Source organism: Desulfosarcina ovata subsp. ovata (assembly GCF_009689005.1).
Taxonomy (GTDB): Bacteria; Desulfobacterota; Desulfobacteria; order Desulfobacterales; family Desulfosarcinaceae; genus Desulfosarcina; species Desulfosarcina ovata.
The window spans coordinates 1991557-2007392 of sequence record NZ_AP021879.1 but is presented as its reverse complement, the minus strand read 5'-3'; the positions used below and the strand labels follow the sequence as shown (position 1 = coordinate 2007392).

Here is a 15836-nt window from a genome sequence, read left to right as displayed (position 1 = left end):
ACCGTATACATAAGGATACTGCCATCGTGGCGTGCTTGTCTAATTTTGGGCACGCCCCTTCACCGGCTCTATTTACCCCCTCTTTTTTTCTTCGTTAACCGCCTTTTCAGCTGTGAGTGGGTAAAGATTTAATTTTTTTTATTTAATAAGTAATCTTATGGTGTGAAAACTGCATAATTTTTCGCAGTGTTCTTTGCAAACCGATTGCTCGAAAAAGGCAAAACATCCGAAAGGATGCGACGCAAAGCCAACGGCCTGAACCCGGGATTCCGGGTATGGCGGCAGGGCTGCCGAGCGAACACAGCATCTCTCTAAACCGCTGTTGATCGCACGGCCGAAAAAAATGGAGAGATGCCGAGATGAAATCCAAACAACAATCCTTTCTGAAAATCTGTTTCACTGGCCTCACGGCACTATTTTGCTTGGTTACGGTCGCACACAGTGCCAACGTCACCCTGGCGTGGGACGCCAATGACCCGGAGCCTGAAGGCTATCGGGTTTTTGCACGTGAAGAAGGGCAGAGCTATGATTATCAGTACCCCCTCTGGGAAGGTGACGAGACCACCTGTACCCTGGCCGGGCTCGTCGAAGGGATCACGTATTACTTTGTCGTTCGTGCCTTTGAGGGAACGCTCGAAAGTGCGGATTCCGAAGAAGTTTCCTACACACCTGCGGCAACAGGCCTCAATCAGTCCCCCAGCGCCTCTGCCGGTGATTCCCAGACGGTTTACGAAGACGATGCGGTAGCGCTGGACGGGACCGCTTCCAGTGACAGCGACGGATCGATCGTCAGCTATTTGTGGGAACAGACCGGTGGAACCAGCATCACCATCAGCAACAGCTCGCAGGCGCTAGCCACCTTCACGGCGCCAGTCGTCGATGCTGACGGAGAAACCTTGACCTTCAGCCTGACGGTAACCGACGACGACGGCAACACGTCTGTTGCGACAACCACGGTCAATGTCCTTAAATCCGACAGTACCGACGCGGATTCCGAAGAAGCTTCCGACACACCTGCCGAAATAGGCGTCAATCAGTCCCCCAGCGCCTCTGCCGGTGATTCCCAGACGGTTTACGAAGGCGATGCGGTAACGCTGGACGGGACCGCTTCCAGTGACAGCGACGGATCGATCGTCAGCTACCTGTGGGCGCAGACCGGTGGAACCAGCATCACCGTCAGCAACAGCTCGCAGGCGCAAGCCACCTTCACGGCACCAGTCGTCGATGCTGACGGAGAAACCTTGACCTTCAGCTTGACGGTAACCGACAACGACGGCAACACGTCTGTTGCCACAACCACGGTCAATGTCCTTAAATCCGACAGCACCGATGTGGATGGCGACAATGTCCCCGACGTTCTGGACGCGTTTCCCGAAGATCCGACGGAGTGGGCGGATAATGACAGTGACGGCGTTGGTGATAATGAAGACAGTGACGACGATAATGATGGGATGTCCGACCAGTGGGAATCGGAATACGGCCTGGATCCATACACGGATGACGCCGGACTGGATGCGGACGGGGATGGCGTGAGCAATCTGGACGAATACGAAGCCCAGACCGATCCCGTTGCCTCACCCACCAATACGGCACCGGATGCCCCTGTCATCGAGACTGTCTACACGGATGCGTTTGTCGATCTTACCCCGGTATTGGTCTCGGGGGCTTACTTCGATCCGGACAGCGATGATCATTATCAGTCCCAATGGCAGATCAGTACGGAAGTTGATTTCCCTGATTCTTCCGCGATGGTTCTGGATGAGACCACAACAACCCAGTTGACTGCCTATCAGGTGGGGGAAATGGTGCTCGACTATGATACCGTTTACTACTGGCGGGTACGGTTCGTCGACGCGCGCAGCGGTGAGTCGGACTGGTCGGAGGTCTCGAGTTTCATCACTGTGGAAAGCTCGGACGATACGGATACCAACGGTATCCCGGACGATCAGGAGGTCAGTGCCATTGTCGATCTCAATGAAAATGGAATCAACGATATCCTGGAAGACGATATCAAGCTGGTCAACACAGTTGAGGGGCAAACCGTTGTCGGGGTTAAGGCGGTTTCGAGCAATATTATCCTTTTTTCTGTTAAATCAATCTCTTCAGACACCGTTTCTGACCAGAGCGTGGCCATGGGTTTCGGCCTCATCGGTTTCAAACTCTATCTTGACGAGGTGGGCGCGGCAGCGACGGTGACCATCTACTTCTCAACCGCTGTAGAAGAGGATTCACAGCTTTACAAATACTACAGCGATACCGGGTGGGAAATTTACGAACGTTCCGTTTTCGCAGAGAACCGCAAAAGTGTAACTTTGACGCTGGTCGATGGCGGCATCGGAGACGAAGATGGCGTCGCCAACGGCATTATCGTCGATCCCTCCGGTATCTCTTCTGTGGACACGGCCACCACGGACAGCGCTTCGGTATCCACAAGTGATTCGTCCTCTTCCAGTGGCGGTGGAGGCGGTGGCGGTTGTTTTATCTCCACCGGATCCGAGGGGATGGGGCATTTGGGACTGGCCACAACATCCAGTGTGGCCTTGACAGCAATTCTGTTGCTGATGGCAGCGGGTTCCCTCAGTGCAGCTGTATGTCGCATCAACAAAAAGGGAAGGGTGGACGGAACGCGTTAACCCTTCTTCACAATAACACCGAAAGACAGACGACCCGGGTGAAAAGCCACCCGGGTCGTCTGTTATTCATCGTTGGATGATTTTGCCCGGATCAGGTCGAAGGCAAGCCGGGCGACACGATTTGAAGCACCGGCCCCCCCAAGAAGATTTTTCACCCGCAACAGTTCGCTTCTAATTTGGTTGAACTGCCGTTGGTCCTTCAGCAGACCGACAACGGTGGCGGCAATTTTATGCGGCGAAGCATCACCTTGGATCAATTCGGGAAGCAATCCCTTTTGGATAATGAGATTGACGATGCCGATGTGTTTGATTTTGATAAGCCGTTTCCCCAACCAGTAGCTCAGCGGTGAGACCTTGTACACGATCACCAGCGGGATCCCGTGAAGCGCCGCCTCAAGGGTGACGGTTCCCGAAGCCGCCACGAGCAGATGACTCTTTTGGAACATCTCACTCACCGGTCCGTTGACAATATCGACATCGGCAAGCATGGGCTGCTCGCGGACCAGACCAAAAACGCGGTCGGCGTCGATAGAATCGGCGCAGGAAACCATAAAACGGGCCGATGGAAAGGTCTTCCGAATGATTCCGGCGGCCTGCAGCATCGCTGGTAGCAGGGTCGATACCTCTTTTCCCCGGGATCCCGGAAGCAGACCGATAGTCGGTGCCTTTGCCATGGACGATTTCGAGTCCACGGTTGACTTGGGTTGGATGCGATCCAAAAGCGGGTGGCCGACAAAAGTGACGGGGACGTCATGTTTGCGGTAGAAGGGAGCCTCAAACGGAAGGATCACCGCCATGTGATCGACCAGCCGTTTGATGGTTTTGACCCGTCCCTGGCGCCAAGCCCAAATTTGGGGGCTGATGTAATAGAGGACCGGTATGCCTATCCGTTTTGCCATGGCGGCAACCCGAAAATTAAAATCGGGAAAATCGATTAGAATCAACAGTTGGGGGCGGATGCGCACAAGTGCTTTGCGGACAATCCCCAAAGCACGACGGATCGTGGGCAGTTTGCCCAGCACTTCCGTGATGCCCACCACCGCAAGGTCCCGGGCATCGACGAGCAGGTCAACCCCTTCGGCACGCATGGCATTGCCGCCGATACCGAATAGAAACAGGTCACCGCCCAATTGCTTTAACGATTGGGCCAGTTTGGCACCGTGCATATCTCCGGAGGCTTCTCCGGCGATGATCATCATCCGTTTTGAAGGCATTTGATTGAAATGGTCCGCCTCAACACGCAATGTGCTGGCTGGTTTCCTGAATCTGATTCATAATCGACAGCGCGATATTCAGCGCATCACGTCCCATCTGGCCGGTCACGGGTGGTTGATGCCGGCTTCGAACCGCCTGTACGAAAGCCTTCAACTCATCATCCAGAGCATCACCTTTGTCGAAATTCATGGCCTCGATGGCCATTCCCGGGATAATGCCGTCGGACTGATCCGGGTCAGGATGGACATAGGTGATCTGATGGTTGGCAAAATCGATGGATATATAGGCCTCTTTTTGAAACAGTCTGAATTTTCGTTCATTTTTTGCTGAAATGCGACTGGCGGTCACATTGGCGACGGCACCGTTGACGAATTCCAGCCGGGCGTTGGCAATGTCGATATTACCCGATATGACTGAAATCCCGGCGGCGTTGACCGCCTTGACCTCGGATTTGACCAGACTCAGAATCAGGTCGATATCGTGGATCATCAGATCCAGCACCACGCTGACATCGGTGCAGCGCCCCTGAAAAATGCTGAGCCGGTGGGATTCGATAAAGCGGGGTTGGATGATTCTGCCTTCCAAGGCGACCACTGCCGGATTAAACCGTTCCAGGTGCCCGACCTGGATAATCAGGTTTTTGTTCCTGGCCATACGGATCAATTCATCGGCATCTTCGATAAGGCTGGTAATGGGTTTCTCAATCAGGACATCCACCCCCTGGTTGAGGAAATCCCGGGCGATGGAAAAGTGGGCCGGCGTGGGGGCGGCGATACTGACGGCATCGACTTTTCCGAAAAGGGACTGGTGATCCGGATAAAACGTGGTGCGGTTGTCATCCGCCACTTTGCGGCCTTGAATCCCATCGGTATCGGCGACCCCCACCAGGTCCACATCCGGCATATGATGATACTTTTGGGCGTGGAATTTCCCCAGGTAGCCGACTCCCACCACTCCGATTCGCAATTTTGTGTTTACCGGTTCCATTGGCTCGTACAAGACTTTCTGATTTTATTCACAGATGATGGCAATTTGATTTTCATCGGCGATCCTGACCATTTCCGTGCGATCGAAAACAACGGTTTTTCCGGCTTCGATGGCAAGGACGCGAACATTGGCCTGAACCATCGTTTCGATGGTTCGGATGCCAACCGAGGGAACGTCAAAACGAAAATCCTGATTGGGTTTGCACACTTTGACCAGCACGGCCTGACCCCGGCCCAGTTGTCCGCCGCGCGCGATGGTGGCATCCGTGCCATCAATGGCTTCGACCGCCAGAATGGACCCGCCGCCCACGACAACGCTCTGGCCGATATCCAGGCGGCCGATCTCACGGGCAACCGAAAACCCCAGTTCAATGTCCTTTTTTTCGGACCGGGATGGCTTGCGCCGGGTCCATACGCCTTCTGTGGCCAGCAGTTCGGGCAACAGAAAGGTCGAGGCTTCGATTTTGATGCCCTCCTTCTCAAGGCAGTCGGCAAAGGCCCGCATAATGGCATCATCATGCGTATGGCGCATGCCGGCAATGATCGATATGGCCTTCATATCCGGCTTGACATCGGAGAACAGACGTGTTTTCCGGACGCCGCCCAGCATGACCGCCCGGGTGACGCCATTCTGCTTGAAAAAGCGGATCAGCCGCTTGACCTGCCCCAGATGCAGCCACTCGATTGCTTCAGATAATTGGGCCAGTTCGGGGTCTGCTTCGTTGACGTAGGCGGCCGTGAACAGCACGAACCCGTTCTGGCCGGCAATTCGGGAAAACAGGATCGGAAACTGGCCGTTTCCGGCGATTAAACCGATTTTTTCAGTCATTTTATAGCGTTTGTATTCTGTCCACGCCAACGCGTTGAAAACGCGCGACTTAGGCTAGCGGGTCACACCCCTGGAAGATGCCTTGATGAAACCAATGAAATTTTTCACCTCGGGCACCATCTCGACTTCGGCATGAATCCTCGATATGGCCTCATTGAGCGTCAAACCGTAACGGAACAGAATGCGATAGGTCTTTTTCAACGCGGACAGGGTCTGATCGGAAAACCCGTGACGTTTGAGACCCACCCGGTTCAGCCCGTGCAGGACCGCCCGATCCCCGGCGGCAATGACATAGGGGGGGACATCCTTGACGACTGCCGATTTTCCACCGACAAAAGCATAGTCGCCAACGCGGACAAACTGATGGATGGCCACCAGTCCCCCGACCGTGGCGAAATTACCGATGGTGATGTGGCCGGCCAGTGTGGTGTTGTTGGCCAGGACGACCATTTTCCCCACATGGCAGTCATGGGCGATATGGGTGTAGGCCATCAGAAAGCAGTGCTCCCCCAATTCGGTAACACTGCCGCCGGGTTCCGTTCCACGGTGGATGGTCACAAATTCCCGGATGGTCACATTCGCACCAATTTTTACCCAGCTCTTTTCACCACCGAATTTCAGGTCCTGGGGAATCGCGCCGATGGCGGCAAATTGGAAAATTTTGCATCCGGGACCGATGGTTACAAAGGGATCGATCACCACATGGGGGCCGATCCAGGTCCCTTTACCGATGGTTACATGAGGGCCAATGATTGAGTAGGCGCCAATTTCCACGTTTTCGCCAATGGTGGCGTCGGGGCTGACGATTGAAGTGGGATGAATCATATTATTCTCCATATGCAGCCATCAGTTGTGCTTCGGCGACGACCTTTCCATCGACTTTGGCGACACCGGCCATTTTTACGACTTTGGCCCTCATTTTGAGCATTTCCAGTTCCAGGATCAACTGATCTCCAGGAACGACCGGTTTTCTGAAACGAACTTTGTCAAACCCCATGAACAGGACCAGTTTGTTTTGATTTTCCGAAGGCTGGGACCGGATTACCAATACGCCACCGGCCTGCCCCATGGCCTCGACGATAAGCACGCCGGGCATGATCGGGGTGTCGGGGAAGTGCCCTTGAAAGAAGGGTTCATTGATCGTTACGTTTTTCAGAGCGACAATCCGTTCGTTTTTTACAAACTCAACGATCCGGTCCACCAGTAAGAAAGGAAAACGGTGGGGCAGATTCTGCATGATCGACTTGATATCAAATACCATTTCCATTGATGGGCCTCCGTTTGACTCACTGATCCTTGATTCTTTTTTCCAATTCCTTGATCTTTTTTTCCAACTCGGCAACCTGCTTTTTCATTTCGGGCAGTGCCGGAATGATCCGCTGAACCCGAAGCCAGGTCCGATGGGGCATGGATGTTGAGCCCGAGGAGACCACTTCCCCGTCAGCGATTGGCTTTCCGACTCCGGTCATGGGACCCACAGTGACATGATTGCCCAGGGTCAGGTGTCCGGAGATGCCCGCTTGGCCAGCAATGATGGCGTGGTGGCCGATGGTCGTGCTACCGGCGATACCGACCTGGGCTACGATGACACTGTCTTCTCCGATGACCACATTATGGGCGATGTGAACCAGGTTGTCCGTTTTCACACCTCGCTGGATCCAGGTCCGGCCAAAGGTGGCCCGGTCGATCGTGTTCCCGGCGCCGATTTCAACGTCATCGTCGATCTGGACAATCCCCATCTGGGGTATCTTGTGGTAGCGGCCCCCATCGGGGACGAAGCCGAATCCGTCGCTGCCGATCACGGTTCCCGGATGGATGGTGACCCGGTTTCCGATCCGGCAGCCGTGCATAATGGTAACATTGGGATGGATGATCACGTCATCTCCAATTACAACATTGCGATCGATGAACACCCCGTTATGAATCACCGACCGGTCCCCGACTGCGGCACCCTTGCCGACAGTCGCAAAGGCGCCGACATGGACATCCTCGCCCAGGCGAGCATCGCTGGCAATCATGGCCTGTTCACTGATTCCGGGGGTGGGGGCGGATGTTGGGTGAAACAGGGCGACCACTTGATTGAACGCCAGCTGGGGATTGTCGGCCTTGATCAGGTTGGCACCGGTGGTTGCCGTGAAGCTTTTGGGGACGATAACGGCACCGGCCTGGATGGCGTTGATCCGTTTCAGGTATTTGCTTCCGGCGGCAAACGTGATCTGCTCCGGCCCTGCCGTTTCGAACGGTGCTATTCCGGTGATGCGCTTTTCCGAATCGCCCGCTAGGTCACACGCGATGGTATTGGCAATCTGTTGAAGCGTGTATTCGGTTCCCACCTTACTTGCCCTTTTTTGCATTCATGGCGTTGTATTTTTTGATCACTTGATCGGTGATATCGATGGTGTCCGGGGCGTACAGGACCCCCACCTTGGGCATGATCATCAGATAGCTGCCCGATTTTCCGATTTCCTCGATGATTTGGAGCGTCGCTTTCTGGAGTTCGCCCATCAGCCGTTTCTGATGACTTTGCAGCTCGGATTCATATTTTTTCTGCAAACTTTTAATGTCGTTGACCTTGATTCGGAATTCGCGCTCTTTCTCATCGCGCATGGCCTTGTCCATCACCAGCGCTTCCCGTTCGAGACGTTTTTTCAGTTCCTCGATTTCGGCGCCTTTCTCTTTAAGCGCGACTTCCATCTGCTTGCCTTTGGCGGTGAGTTCGGCTTTGATCACCTTTCCGGCATCCGATTCGTCAAACACTTGCTGAAAATCGACCAGACCAATTTTGGCGACATCCGCCCCAAAGGCAGCCCCACTGAAGATCAGGGTGGTCATTACGGCCAGTATCATCCTCTTGCCTGCAGATCGCATAGACTCTCCTTTCTATCCGTTCGCGTGTGGTTCATTGTGTAACATTAGTTTATGGGGACATTCAATTTGTTGTTTGCATCTATTTATGGACAGACACCAGCTGTCAACGCTTTCCATGGGCAGGCGATATCTGCCATTAGAATGCGGCGCCCATGGAGAACTCCCATTTGGCACTGGAATCTTCATCCTCTCTGGGGTCCAGAATATGTCCGGCTTCAATCCGAATCGGACCGATGGGCGAGTACCAACGGATACCATACCCGGCGCTTTGGCGAAGATCACCAATATCGATCGATTCGTCGGCATAGACATTCCCGGTATCGTAAAAAAGCACGCCTACCAGGCCAAGGTCCTTGACGATCGGGTAGGTGAGTTCAAAATTGAACTGTACGTAGGAGAGCCCGCCCTCCTCCGAATCTTCTCCATCGCTGTTGACCGTCGGTATGTTGATATCCTGATAATCAAAACCACGAATCGAATTCATACCCCCCAGATAGAATTTTTCGTAATCCGGCAGGATGTAGCCGCTGGTTTGTCTGACAGTACCGGATTCCCCATGCAGGAAGGTAACCAGATTCTTGAATACCGGGATGTACCAGCCCAGTTCGGCAACAACCTTGTTGAAACCGATGTCTCCGCCAGGACCGGCGTAGGTGTACGCGAGACGGTGGTATTGACCATTGGTGGTGTTGAAGGTCTTGTCTCTGGAATCGTAGGTAAGGGCTATGGTCACCGCACTGGTGGCATTTTCGCCCTCCAGCGCTTTGACGTTGTCGTTGGCGTCATCTTCGATGTCATCGAGATCGGTAATATCGTAGCGATAGGCCAGGGAAACCCGTGTATAGTCCCAGATGGGGTAGCTGACCCCTACGGTTCCACCGCGGCTCGTTCGGTCATAGGTGTCGTATTCGCGGGTCTGGCGGTAGATGTTGACGGTACCGGAAAGGGGAATGTCGAATAACCAGGGTTCGGTGAAGCCGATGTTGTAAAGGTCCGATGATCCGCCGATCTGGCCGCTTAATTTAAGCGTTTGTCCGCGGCCGAACAGGTTGCGTTGGGTGATTGAACCGGTTACAAAAAACTTGTCCACCGTGCTGTATCCGGCGCCGAAAGTGAAACTTCCAGTCGGTTTCTCAGTGACTTCCAACTTGACGCGCATGCGATCGTCAGCACTGCCTTTGGGCGTGTCCACCTTCACGTCTTCGAAATAATCCAGCCGGTTCAGGTTGCGCACGCTGCGTTTGAGACGGCTGCCGGAGTAGAGTTGCTGCTCGTAAATGCGCAGTTCCCGACGGATGACTTTGTCCCGGGTACGCGTGTTGCCGACAATTTCGATATTTTCAAAATAGACCTTTTCACCCTTGTCAATGGAGTAGGTGATATCCACGAGATGCGTTTGCCGATTTTCTTTGGTCAACGGGCTGACGCTGGCATAGGCAAATCCGGCGTTTGCGTAAACGTCGGTCAGGGAGACAATATCCTGGCGAACCGTTTCACGGCTGAAAAACGGTTCCTTGGCGATTTTCAGTGCAGGCATCAACTTTTCTTTGGGGATGATGAGATCCCCCTGAATATCGATGCGTCCGACCTTGAATCGTTCACCTTCTTCGATTTTGAAGGTGATGTGGATGGCCTCGTCTTCAAAATCGACTACTGGATCGGCAACCTTGGCATGAATGAAACCGCTGATTTGGTAATGGCCCATGATCCGGCCGGCATCCTGCTTGAGGTCTTCCCGGTTTAATTCACCGGAAGAGGTGAGCCATGAGAAAAAGCCCCTTTCGGAGGTCTTGATCAATTTGAGCAGTTCCTTGTCGGTGAGGGTTGTGTTGCCCAGAAAAGTGATCTTGTCGATTTTAACCTTGTTGCCTTCTTCAATGACAAATTCGATATCCGCCTGATTGTTCTCCTGCTCGTGGACGGCATAGGTGATGTTGACATTATGGTAGTTTTTGTCCTTGTACATGGACTGGAGCTGATCGATATTGGATTTGATGGTGAAAATGTTAAGGATCGATCCTGTACTGATGTTTAGGTTTTCACGCAGCTTGTCGTCTTCAAAAACCTGGTTGCCGCTTAATGAAATTCTACGGATGGTCGGTTTTTCGGTGACGTGGAAAACGATGACCTTGCCGTCCGGGTCGGTCTCGGATTCAACCCGGATATCGTCGAAATAACCCATCTTGTAGATGTTTTTCATGTCTTTGGCGATTTCCCCGGCACGCAGCACATCGCCCGTTTTGCTCCGGATAACCCGTTCGATGGCATCCGCCTCGATACGGCGGTTGCCCGTTACCCGGATCTGGGTAATGATATCCCGGCTGAAGAGGTGCCGGGCAAGCTTTTGGGATGACTGGTTGACGATGTTTCGTAGACTTTCCATGCCGGCTCCGGCTTCGTAAACCGCGTAGACCGGCTTCGTGCCCACCGATTCGATCATGCGGGTGTCAAGGCTGATGCTGTCACCGATTCGGGTCAGGCTGCCCCAAACGATATAGTCGGCACCGGCCTCAAGGCCGGTTTGCCTTAGCGTCCCGACATCATCCAAATCGGATGCACTGGCCGCCACACCCTGGGCGCTGTCCGGTGGAACCATCACCGCCCCTTCGGCTTGCAGGTCTTCCCGGATGGTTTTCGGGATTTCCTCTTTCAAGTAGGAAAGGTCCTGGTCGGCATGAATTTCAAATGGCAACACCAGCACCTGAACCGAATCTGCAGCAGCTGTGGTATTGGCCAAAAGGAAAAAAAAGAGTGGCAGCAGCAATAAAAAACGCCTCAACATCAAGTTCCCTCCAGCGGTCGCAATTCTGTTTCGTTTGTCATCCGTCGGTTTTGGCATGCATCCCTTAGGATCGGGAATTTTATTAATTGAACGAAATTGCTTGTTCTTGCGCCCGTCTTCCGCGTTGCATCAACGGCCACATACTCCCGGTATGCAACCGTTGATGCGCCTTGAAGACGAACACAAGCCCGGCGCAATTACGTTCAATTCATTTCATCCCCGATCCTTACCCGTCATTTTTATTACCGGTCGCAGATGCAATGGGTGTCTTGAACCGGTTGTCAATTTCTGCCAGGACTATAGCGGTTTTCATCCTTTAAAGGAAGATGCAACCGGTAACCCATTGTTCAGTTCATGCAATCGGCCGTTAAGGATGGTGACCCGTCTTGATACCAGCGCGGCCAGCTCAGGATTGTGAGTGACCACCACCAGTGCCATGCCCATCTCCTCGTTCAGTTCCATCAGCAATCGATGAATGCGGTCGCTGTTGCCCCGGTCCAGGTTTCCGGTTGGTTCGTCGGCCAGAAGGATATCGGGCTGTTGTACCAGGGCGCGTGCCAGTGCCACCCGTTGCTGCTCCCCACCGGACAGCTCCGCGGCCCGGTGGCCAAGGCGTTCTTTCAGCCCCACCCGCACTAGGATGGCTTCGGCCTCCGCCCGGGCCGTTTTTTTTTCGGTCCCATTGATCAGGGCCGGCATCATGGTGTTTTCCAGGGCGGAGAATTCGGGCAGCAGGTGATGGAACTGAAAAACAAAGCCGATTGCCCGATTGCGAAAACGGGCCAACTGGGTGTCATCCAGCAGCAGGACATCTTTCCCGGAATAGACCAGTTGCCCGGCATCGGGTCGATCCAGGGTCCCCAGAATGTGCAGGAGAGTGGATTTGCCGATGCCTGACGCGCCCACAATGCCGATGGTTTCCTTGCAGTCCAACCGGAAAGAGAGGTTGTCGATGACCGTAATGCAGGCCCCACTATGATTGTAGGTTTTGCTGATACCGTTGGCCTGGATCAACGGCAGGCCGCTGTTGGCGGTGTGTGTTCCGGGACCCGTATCATCGGGGCGATGGTCGTTATCCATGACGCAGTGCCTCCACCGGGTCGATACCTGCCGCCTGCCGTGCCGGATAGATGGTCGCTGCAAAGCAGATGGCCATGGCACACGCGGCGATCAGGAAAACGTCCATGATTTTCAAATTGACCGGCAATGTCGTGATATAGTAGACGTCGGCGGGCAGATGAATGAAGGAGTAGCGTTCGAGAAGGATGCAGAGGGCCAATCCGGCACCCGTTCCCAACACGGTTCCCACAGCACCGATCATCAATCCTTTGATCACGAAAATCCGCCCGATGGATTTTGCGGTTGCCCCCATGGTTTTCAGAATAGCGACATCTTTCCGTTTTTCCATGACCATCATGACCAGTGAACCGGCGATGTTGAATGCAGCCACCAGGACGATCAGGGCCAGGATGATGAACATGACGGTTTTTTCCAGCTGCAGGGCCGAAAAGAGATTCCGGTTCATCTGTTTCCAGTCCTCGATGGTGTATTCTTTAGCGAGATATCGTTTCAGCCGACCGGTTACCTCGGCGACCCGATCCATATCCGCAAGGCGGATTTCGATGCCGCTGATGGCCCCTTGCATGTGCAGCATTTTCTGGGCTTCTGAAATGTCGATCAGGGCCAGTGTCCCATCAAATTCATACATTCCCGATTCGAAGCGATCGACGACCTGAAATTTGACCATGGCCGGAATGTGCCCGGCGGGTGACAGGGTGCCCCGGGGGGAGATCATGTAAATTGAATCGCCGCTGACCACGCCCAGATTGGCGGCCAGTTCCTTGCCCAAAATGATTCCGGGCCGTTGCCGGTCCTTTTCGTCGGACTCTTCGGTACCGGCGCCTCCCGCCAGGCGGTGGGTATCGATGCTTTTTATAATTCCCTTTTTCTGATTGGCATCGATGCCTTTGAGAACCGCGCCGGCCGCACGATTGGCGGTTCGCAGAACTACCTGGGCGGAAATAAACGGCGATGCGGTTTCGATCCCTTCAATATGGTCCACTTTGTCCAGAATTGGTTGGTAATCGGTAAAGGAGCCCTTTGTCCGGGTGATCACCACATGGGGACGGACCCCCATGATTCTATCTTTCAGGTCCGTCTCGAAACCGGCCATGACGGCAATCACAACGATCAGGGCCATTACGCCCAGAGCAACGCCGGCAATGGACAATACGGTAATCAGCGAAATGAAGGCCCGCTTCTGACGCGTTCTGAGATAACGCCCGGATACAAATGTCACAAAAGACATACCGATAGCCAGTTCCGTCTTTAAGCGCCTTTGGGAACCCCCGCTCTGGGTTTCATGTGCGGAAACAGAATCACCTCACGGATCGATGCGGCATTGGTGAGCAGCATGACCAGCCGATCGATGCCAATGCCTTCTCCGGCGGTGGGCGGCATGCCGTATTCCAGGGCTTCGATATAGTCGTCATCCATGAAGTGGGCTTCGCTGTCCCCGGCTTTGCGGTCCTCCACCTGCTGCAGAAAACGACCCCGCTGGTCTTCCGGATCGTTGAGTTCGGAAAAGCCGTTGGCCAGTTCACGGCCGGCGATGAACAGTTCGAACCGTTCGGTCAGATCCGGCTGGATGTCGCTTCTTCTGGAGAGCGGTGAAACTTCGGCCGGGTAGCCGGTGATAAAGGTGGGCTGGATCAGATGGGGCTCGACCAGCGCATCGAACAGTTTGGTAATGACTTTGCCCAGGCGTTCGGTTTTGGTTACGGTAATGCCTTTGGTCGCGGCAAATTCGAGCAGTTTGGCCTTGTCTGTGAACAACGCCGGATCCACGCCGCCGATCTGCTCTAGGGCATCGAAAAGGGGGAGGCGTTTCCAGGATCCGCCCATTTCGATTTCATGGTCCTGGTAGGTGATCCGGGTGCCGCCGGTAATCGATCGGGTAATCTCGCCCAGCATCGCTTCGGTCAGATCCATGAGATCTTCATAGGTGGCATAGGCTTGGTAAAACTCCACCATGGTGAATTCCGGATTGTGCCGAGTGGAGACACCTTCGTTTCTGAAGTTGCGGTTGATCTCAAAAACCCGCTCGAAACCGCCCACCACCAGCCGCTTGAGGTAAAGCTCTGGTGCAATGCGCAGGTAAAGGTCGATATCCAGGGCGTTGTGGTGGGTGATAAAAGGGGTGGCCTCGGCACCGCCCGGAATCGGCTGCATCATGGGGGTCTCTACCTCCAGGAAATCCCGGGAAAGGAAGAAGTTGCGCATGGCCTGAATGATCCGGCTGCGTCGAATGAAGATTTCCTGAACATCCGGGTTCATGATTAGATCGATATAGCGCTGCCGGTACCGTTTTTCGGGGTCTTTCAGTCCGTGGAATTTTTCGGGCAGCGGACGGGTGGATTTGCATAGCAGCGTCAGCGTGGTGGCCAGAATGGTCCACTCTCCGGTTTTGGTGCGAAACAGACTCCCTTGAATGCCGACAAAATCACCCACATCAAGCCGTTTGAACATGTCGTAGGCCGAGTCGCCAACCTGGTCTTTGCGGATATACGCCTGCATCAGACCGGATCGGTCCCGAAAACGGATGAAGGCGGATTTGCCGAAACGGTTGATGGCCATCATTCGGCCGGCTACGGTAAAACCCGCAGTGTCCTCTTTTTTTTCTTCCGGCAGCGTTTCAATATGGGCGCTGATATCCCGGATGGTATGGTTGGCGGTGAAGCCGTTGGGAAAGAGATTGATTCCATCCGCTTTCAGGCCGTCCGCTTTCTCTTTTCGTTTGCTCAACAGATCTTTTGCGTTGTCCATGCTGTCTCCGCTTTGAATGCCGGCTTGCATCCGTTACTTCAAATCAAGGTGCGAGCGCTGGTGGGCCCGGTCCATCAGTGATGGTGCTGTCTATTTTCGGCCGGGATGCGTGGACTGCAGCACCACGCTTGCGTCCAGCCGAAAACTGTAAACCCCTTCTGCTATCGTATTTGATTGATGGTGTCAAGCTGCGCTCGGCGGCGAAACAGGGCAATCTCATGTAACCTTGGTATGTGATGTGCCTTACAAGGCGATCGCATACGGATCGTTACCATGATCCAAATCGAAATCGGAATCGCTATCGAAATCGAAAAGAAATGGGACATAAACATGCAGACTGGATATTTGGCGACTCGCGGTCAATGGTCATCGGCGCCATGGGAACCTGGAATACCGGAAACCGTCTATCGTCCTTTTGTCAACCCGTGATTCCGATATACATCGTCGATTTCGATCCCGATTTCGATTTCGATAAACCTGAGTTACATGCGATTGCCCTGGGCGGCGAAACAGAGCAATTGTATGTAACCTGTTCTTATTTTCCCCGGTAGGGACTGGTTAAGAATGCCAAATGCCCCATGAAAAATGCCAACTGGTGGTATTCTATCCATTTTATAATCGATCCGATCCTTCAATTGGCATTTGGATTTTTACATTTGGCATTGATTGAATTGGGGCGGTGGCTTTCTCGTCACACC

The 15836-nt window shown here is 53.8% G+C and carries 12 protein-coding genes and 1 riboswitch; of the genes, 1 reads left to right on the top strand and 11 read right to left on the bottom strand.

Going from position 1 to position 15836, the window contains the following annotated elements:
• Positions 1-206: 206 nt before the first annotated feature.
• Positions 207-295: riboswitch (cyclic di-GMP riboswitch) on the top strand.
• A 64-nt stretch (positions 296-359) separates the two neighbouring features.
• Entirely contained in the window at positions 360-2633 is a 2274-nt protein-coding gene (locus tag GN112_RS09145) for a fibronectin type III domain-containing protein (RefSeq protein WP_155309927.1), read from the top strand.
• Positions 2634-2695: 62 nt separating this feature from the next.
• Here GN112_RS09145 and lpxB read toward each other — a convergent pair whose 3' ends face one another.
• The 11 genes from lpxB to lysS form a co-directional block, all read right to left on the bottom strand.
• Positions 2696-3847 carry a lipid-A-disaccharide synthase gene (gene lpxB / locus GN112_RS09140; protein WP_155309926.1) on the bottom strand — a complete coding sequence of 384 codons (1152 nt, stop codon included), beginning with the start codon at positions 3845-3847 and terminating at the stop codon, positions 2696-2698.
• A gap of 19 nt (positions 3848-3866) precedes the next feature.
• Positions 3867-4835, bottom strand: coding sequence for a Gfo/Idh/MocA family protein (locus tag GN112_RS09135; RefSeq protein ID WP_155309925.1), 969 nt, complete (start codon positions 4833-4835; stop codon positions 3867-3869).
• A 24-nt stretch (positions 4836-4859) separates the two neighbouring features.
• A complete protein-coding gene (locus GN112_RS09130) occupies positions 4860-5663 on the bottom strand; it encodes an LpxI family protein (protein WP_155309924.1) in 804 nt (267 codons plus the stop codon).
• 54 nt (positions 5664-5717) lie between these two features.
• Entirely contained in the window at positions 5718-6488 is a 771-nt protein-coding gene (gene lpxA / locus GN112_RS09125; protein WP_155309923.1) for an acyl-ACP--UDP-N-acetylglucosamine O-acyltransferase, read from the bottom strand.
• Between the two features lies 1 nt (position 6489).
• On the bottom strand, positions 6490-6930 hold the full coding sequence (gene fabZ, locus GN112_RS09120; protein ID WP_155309922.1) for a 3-hydroxyacyl-ACP dehydratase FabZ: 441 nt from the start codon (positions 6928-6930) through the stop codon (positions 6490-6492).
• A 19-nt stretch (positions 6931-6949) separates the two neighbouring features.
• The gene (lpxD, locus tag GN112_RS09115; RefSeq protein ID WP_231716972.1) at positions 6950-7996 is read right to left on the bottom strand and encodes a UDP-3-O-(3-hydroxymyristoyl)glucosamine N-acyltransferase; all 1047 of its coding nucleotides are present in this window, start codon (positions 7994-7996) and stop codon (positions 6950-6952) included.
• A 1-nt stretch (position 7997) separates the two neighbouring features.
• The gene (locus GN112_RS09110) at positions 7998-8510 is read right to left on the bottom strand and encodes an OmpH/Skp family outer membrane protein (protein WP_162458854.1); all 513 of its coding nucleotides are present in this window, start codon (positions 8508-8510) and stop codon (positions 7998-8000) included.
• A gap of 157 nt (positions 8511-8667) precedes the next feature.
• Positions 8668-11313 carry an outer membrane protein assembly factor BamA gene (gene bamA, locus GN112_RS09105; RefSeq protein WP_162458853.1) on the bottom strand — a complete coding sequence of 882 codons (2646 nt, stop codon included), beginning with the start codon at positions 11311-11313 and terminating at the stop codon, positions 8668-8670.
• 309 nt (positions 11314-11622) lie between these two features.
• On the bottom strand, positions 11623-12393 hold the full coding sequence (locus GN112_RS09100) for an ABC transporter ATP-binding protein (protein ID WP_155309918.1): 771 nt from the start codon (positions 12391-12393) through the stop codon (positions 11623-11625).
• Complete coding sequence (locus GN112_RS09095; RefSeq protein WP_155309917.1) at positions 12386-13621, bottom strand: lipoprotein-releasing ABC transporter permease subunit; 1236 nt, start codon at positions 13619-13621, stop codon at positions 12386-12388. Before GN112_RS09095 ends, GN112_RS09100 begins: the two co-directional genes overlap by 8 nt.
• Before the next feature lie 20 nt (positions 13622-13641).
• Positions 13642-15138 carry a lysine--tRNA ligase gene (gene lysS, locus GN112_RS09090; protein ID WP_155309916.1) on the bottom strand — a complete coding sequence of 499 codons (1497 nt, stop codon included), beginning with the start codon at positions 15136-15138 and terminating at the stop codon, positions 13642-13644.
• Positions 15139-15836: the final 698 nt, after the last annotated feature.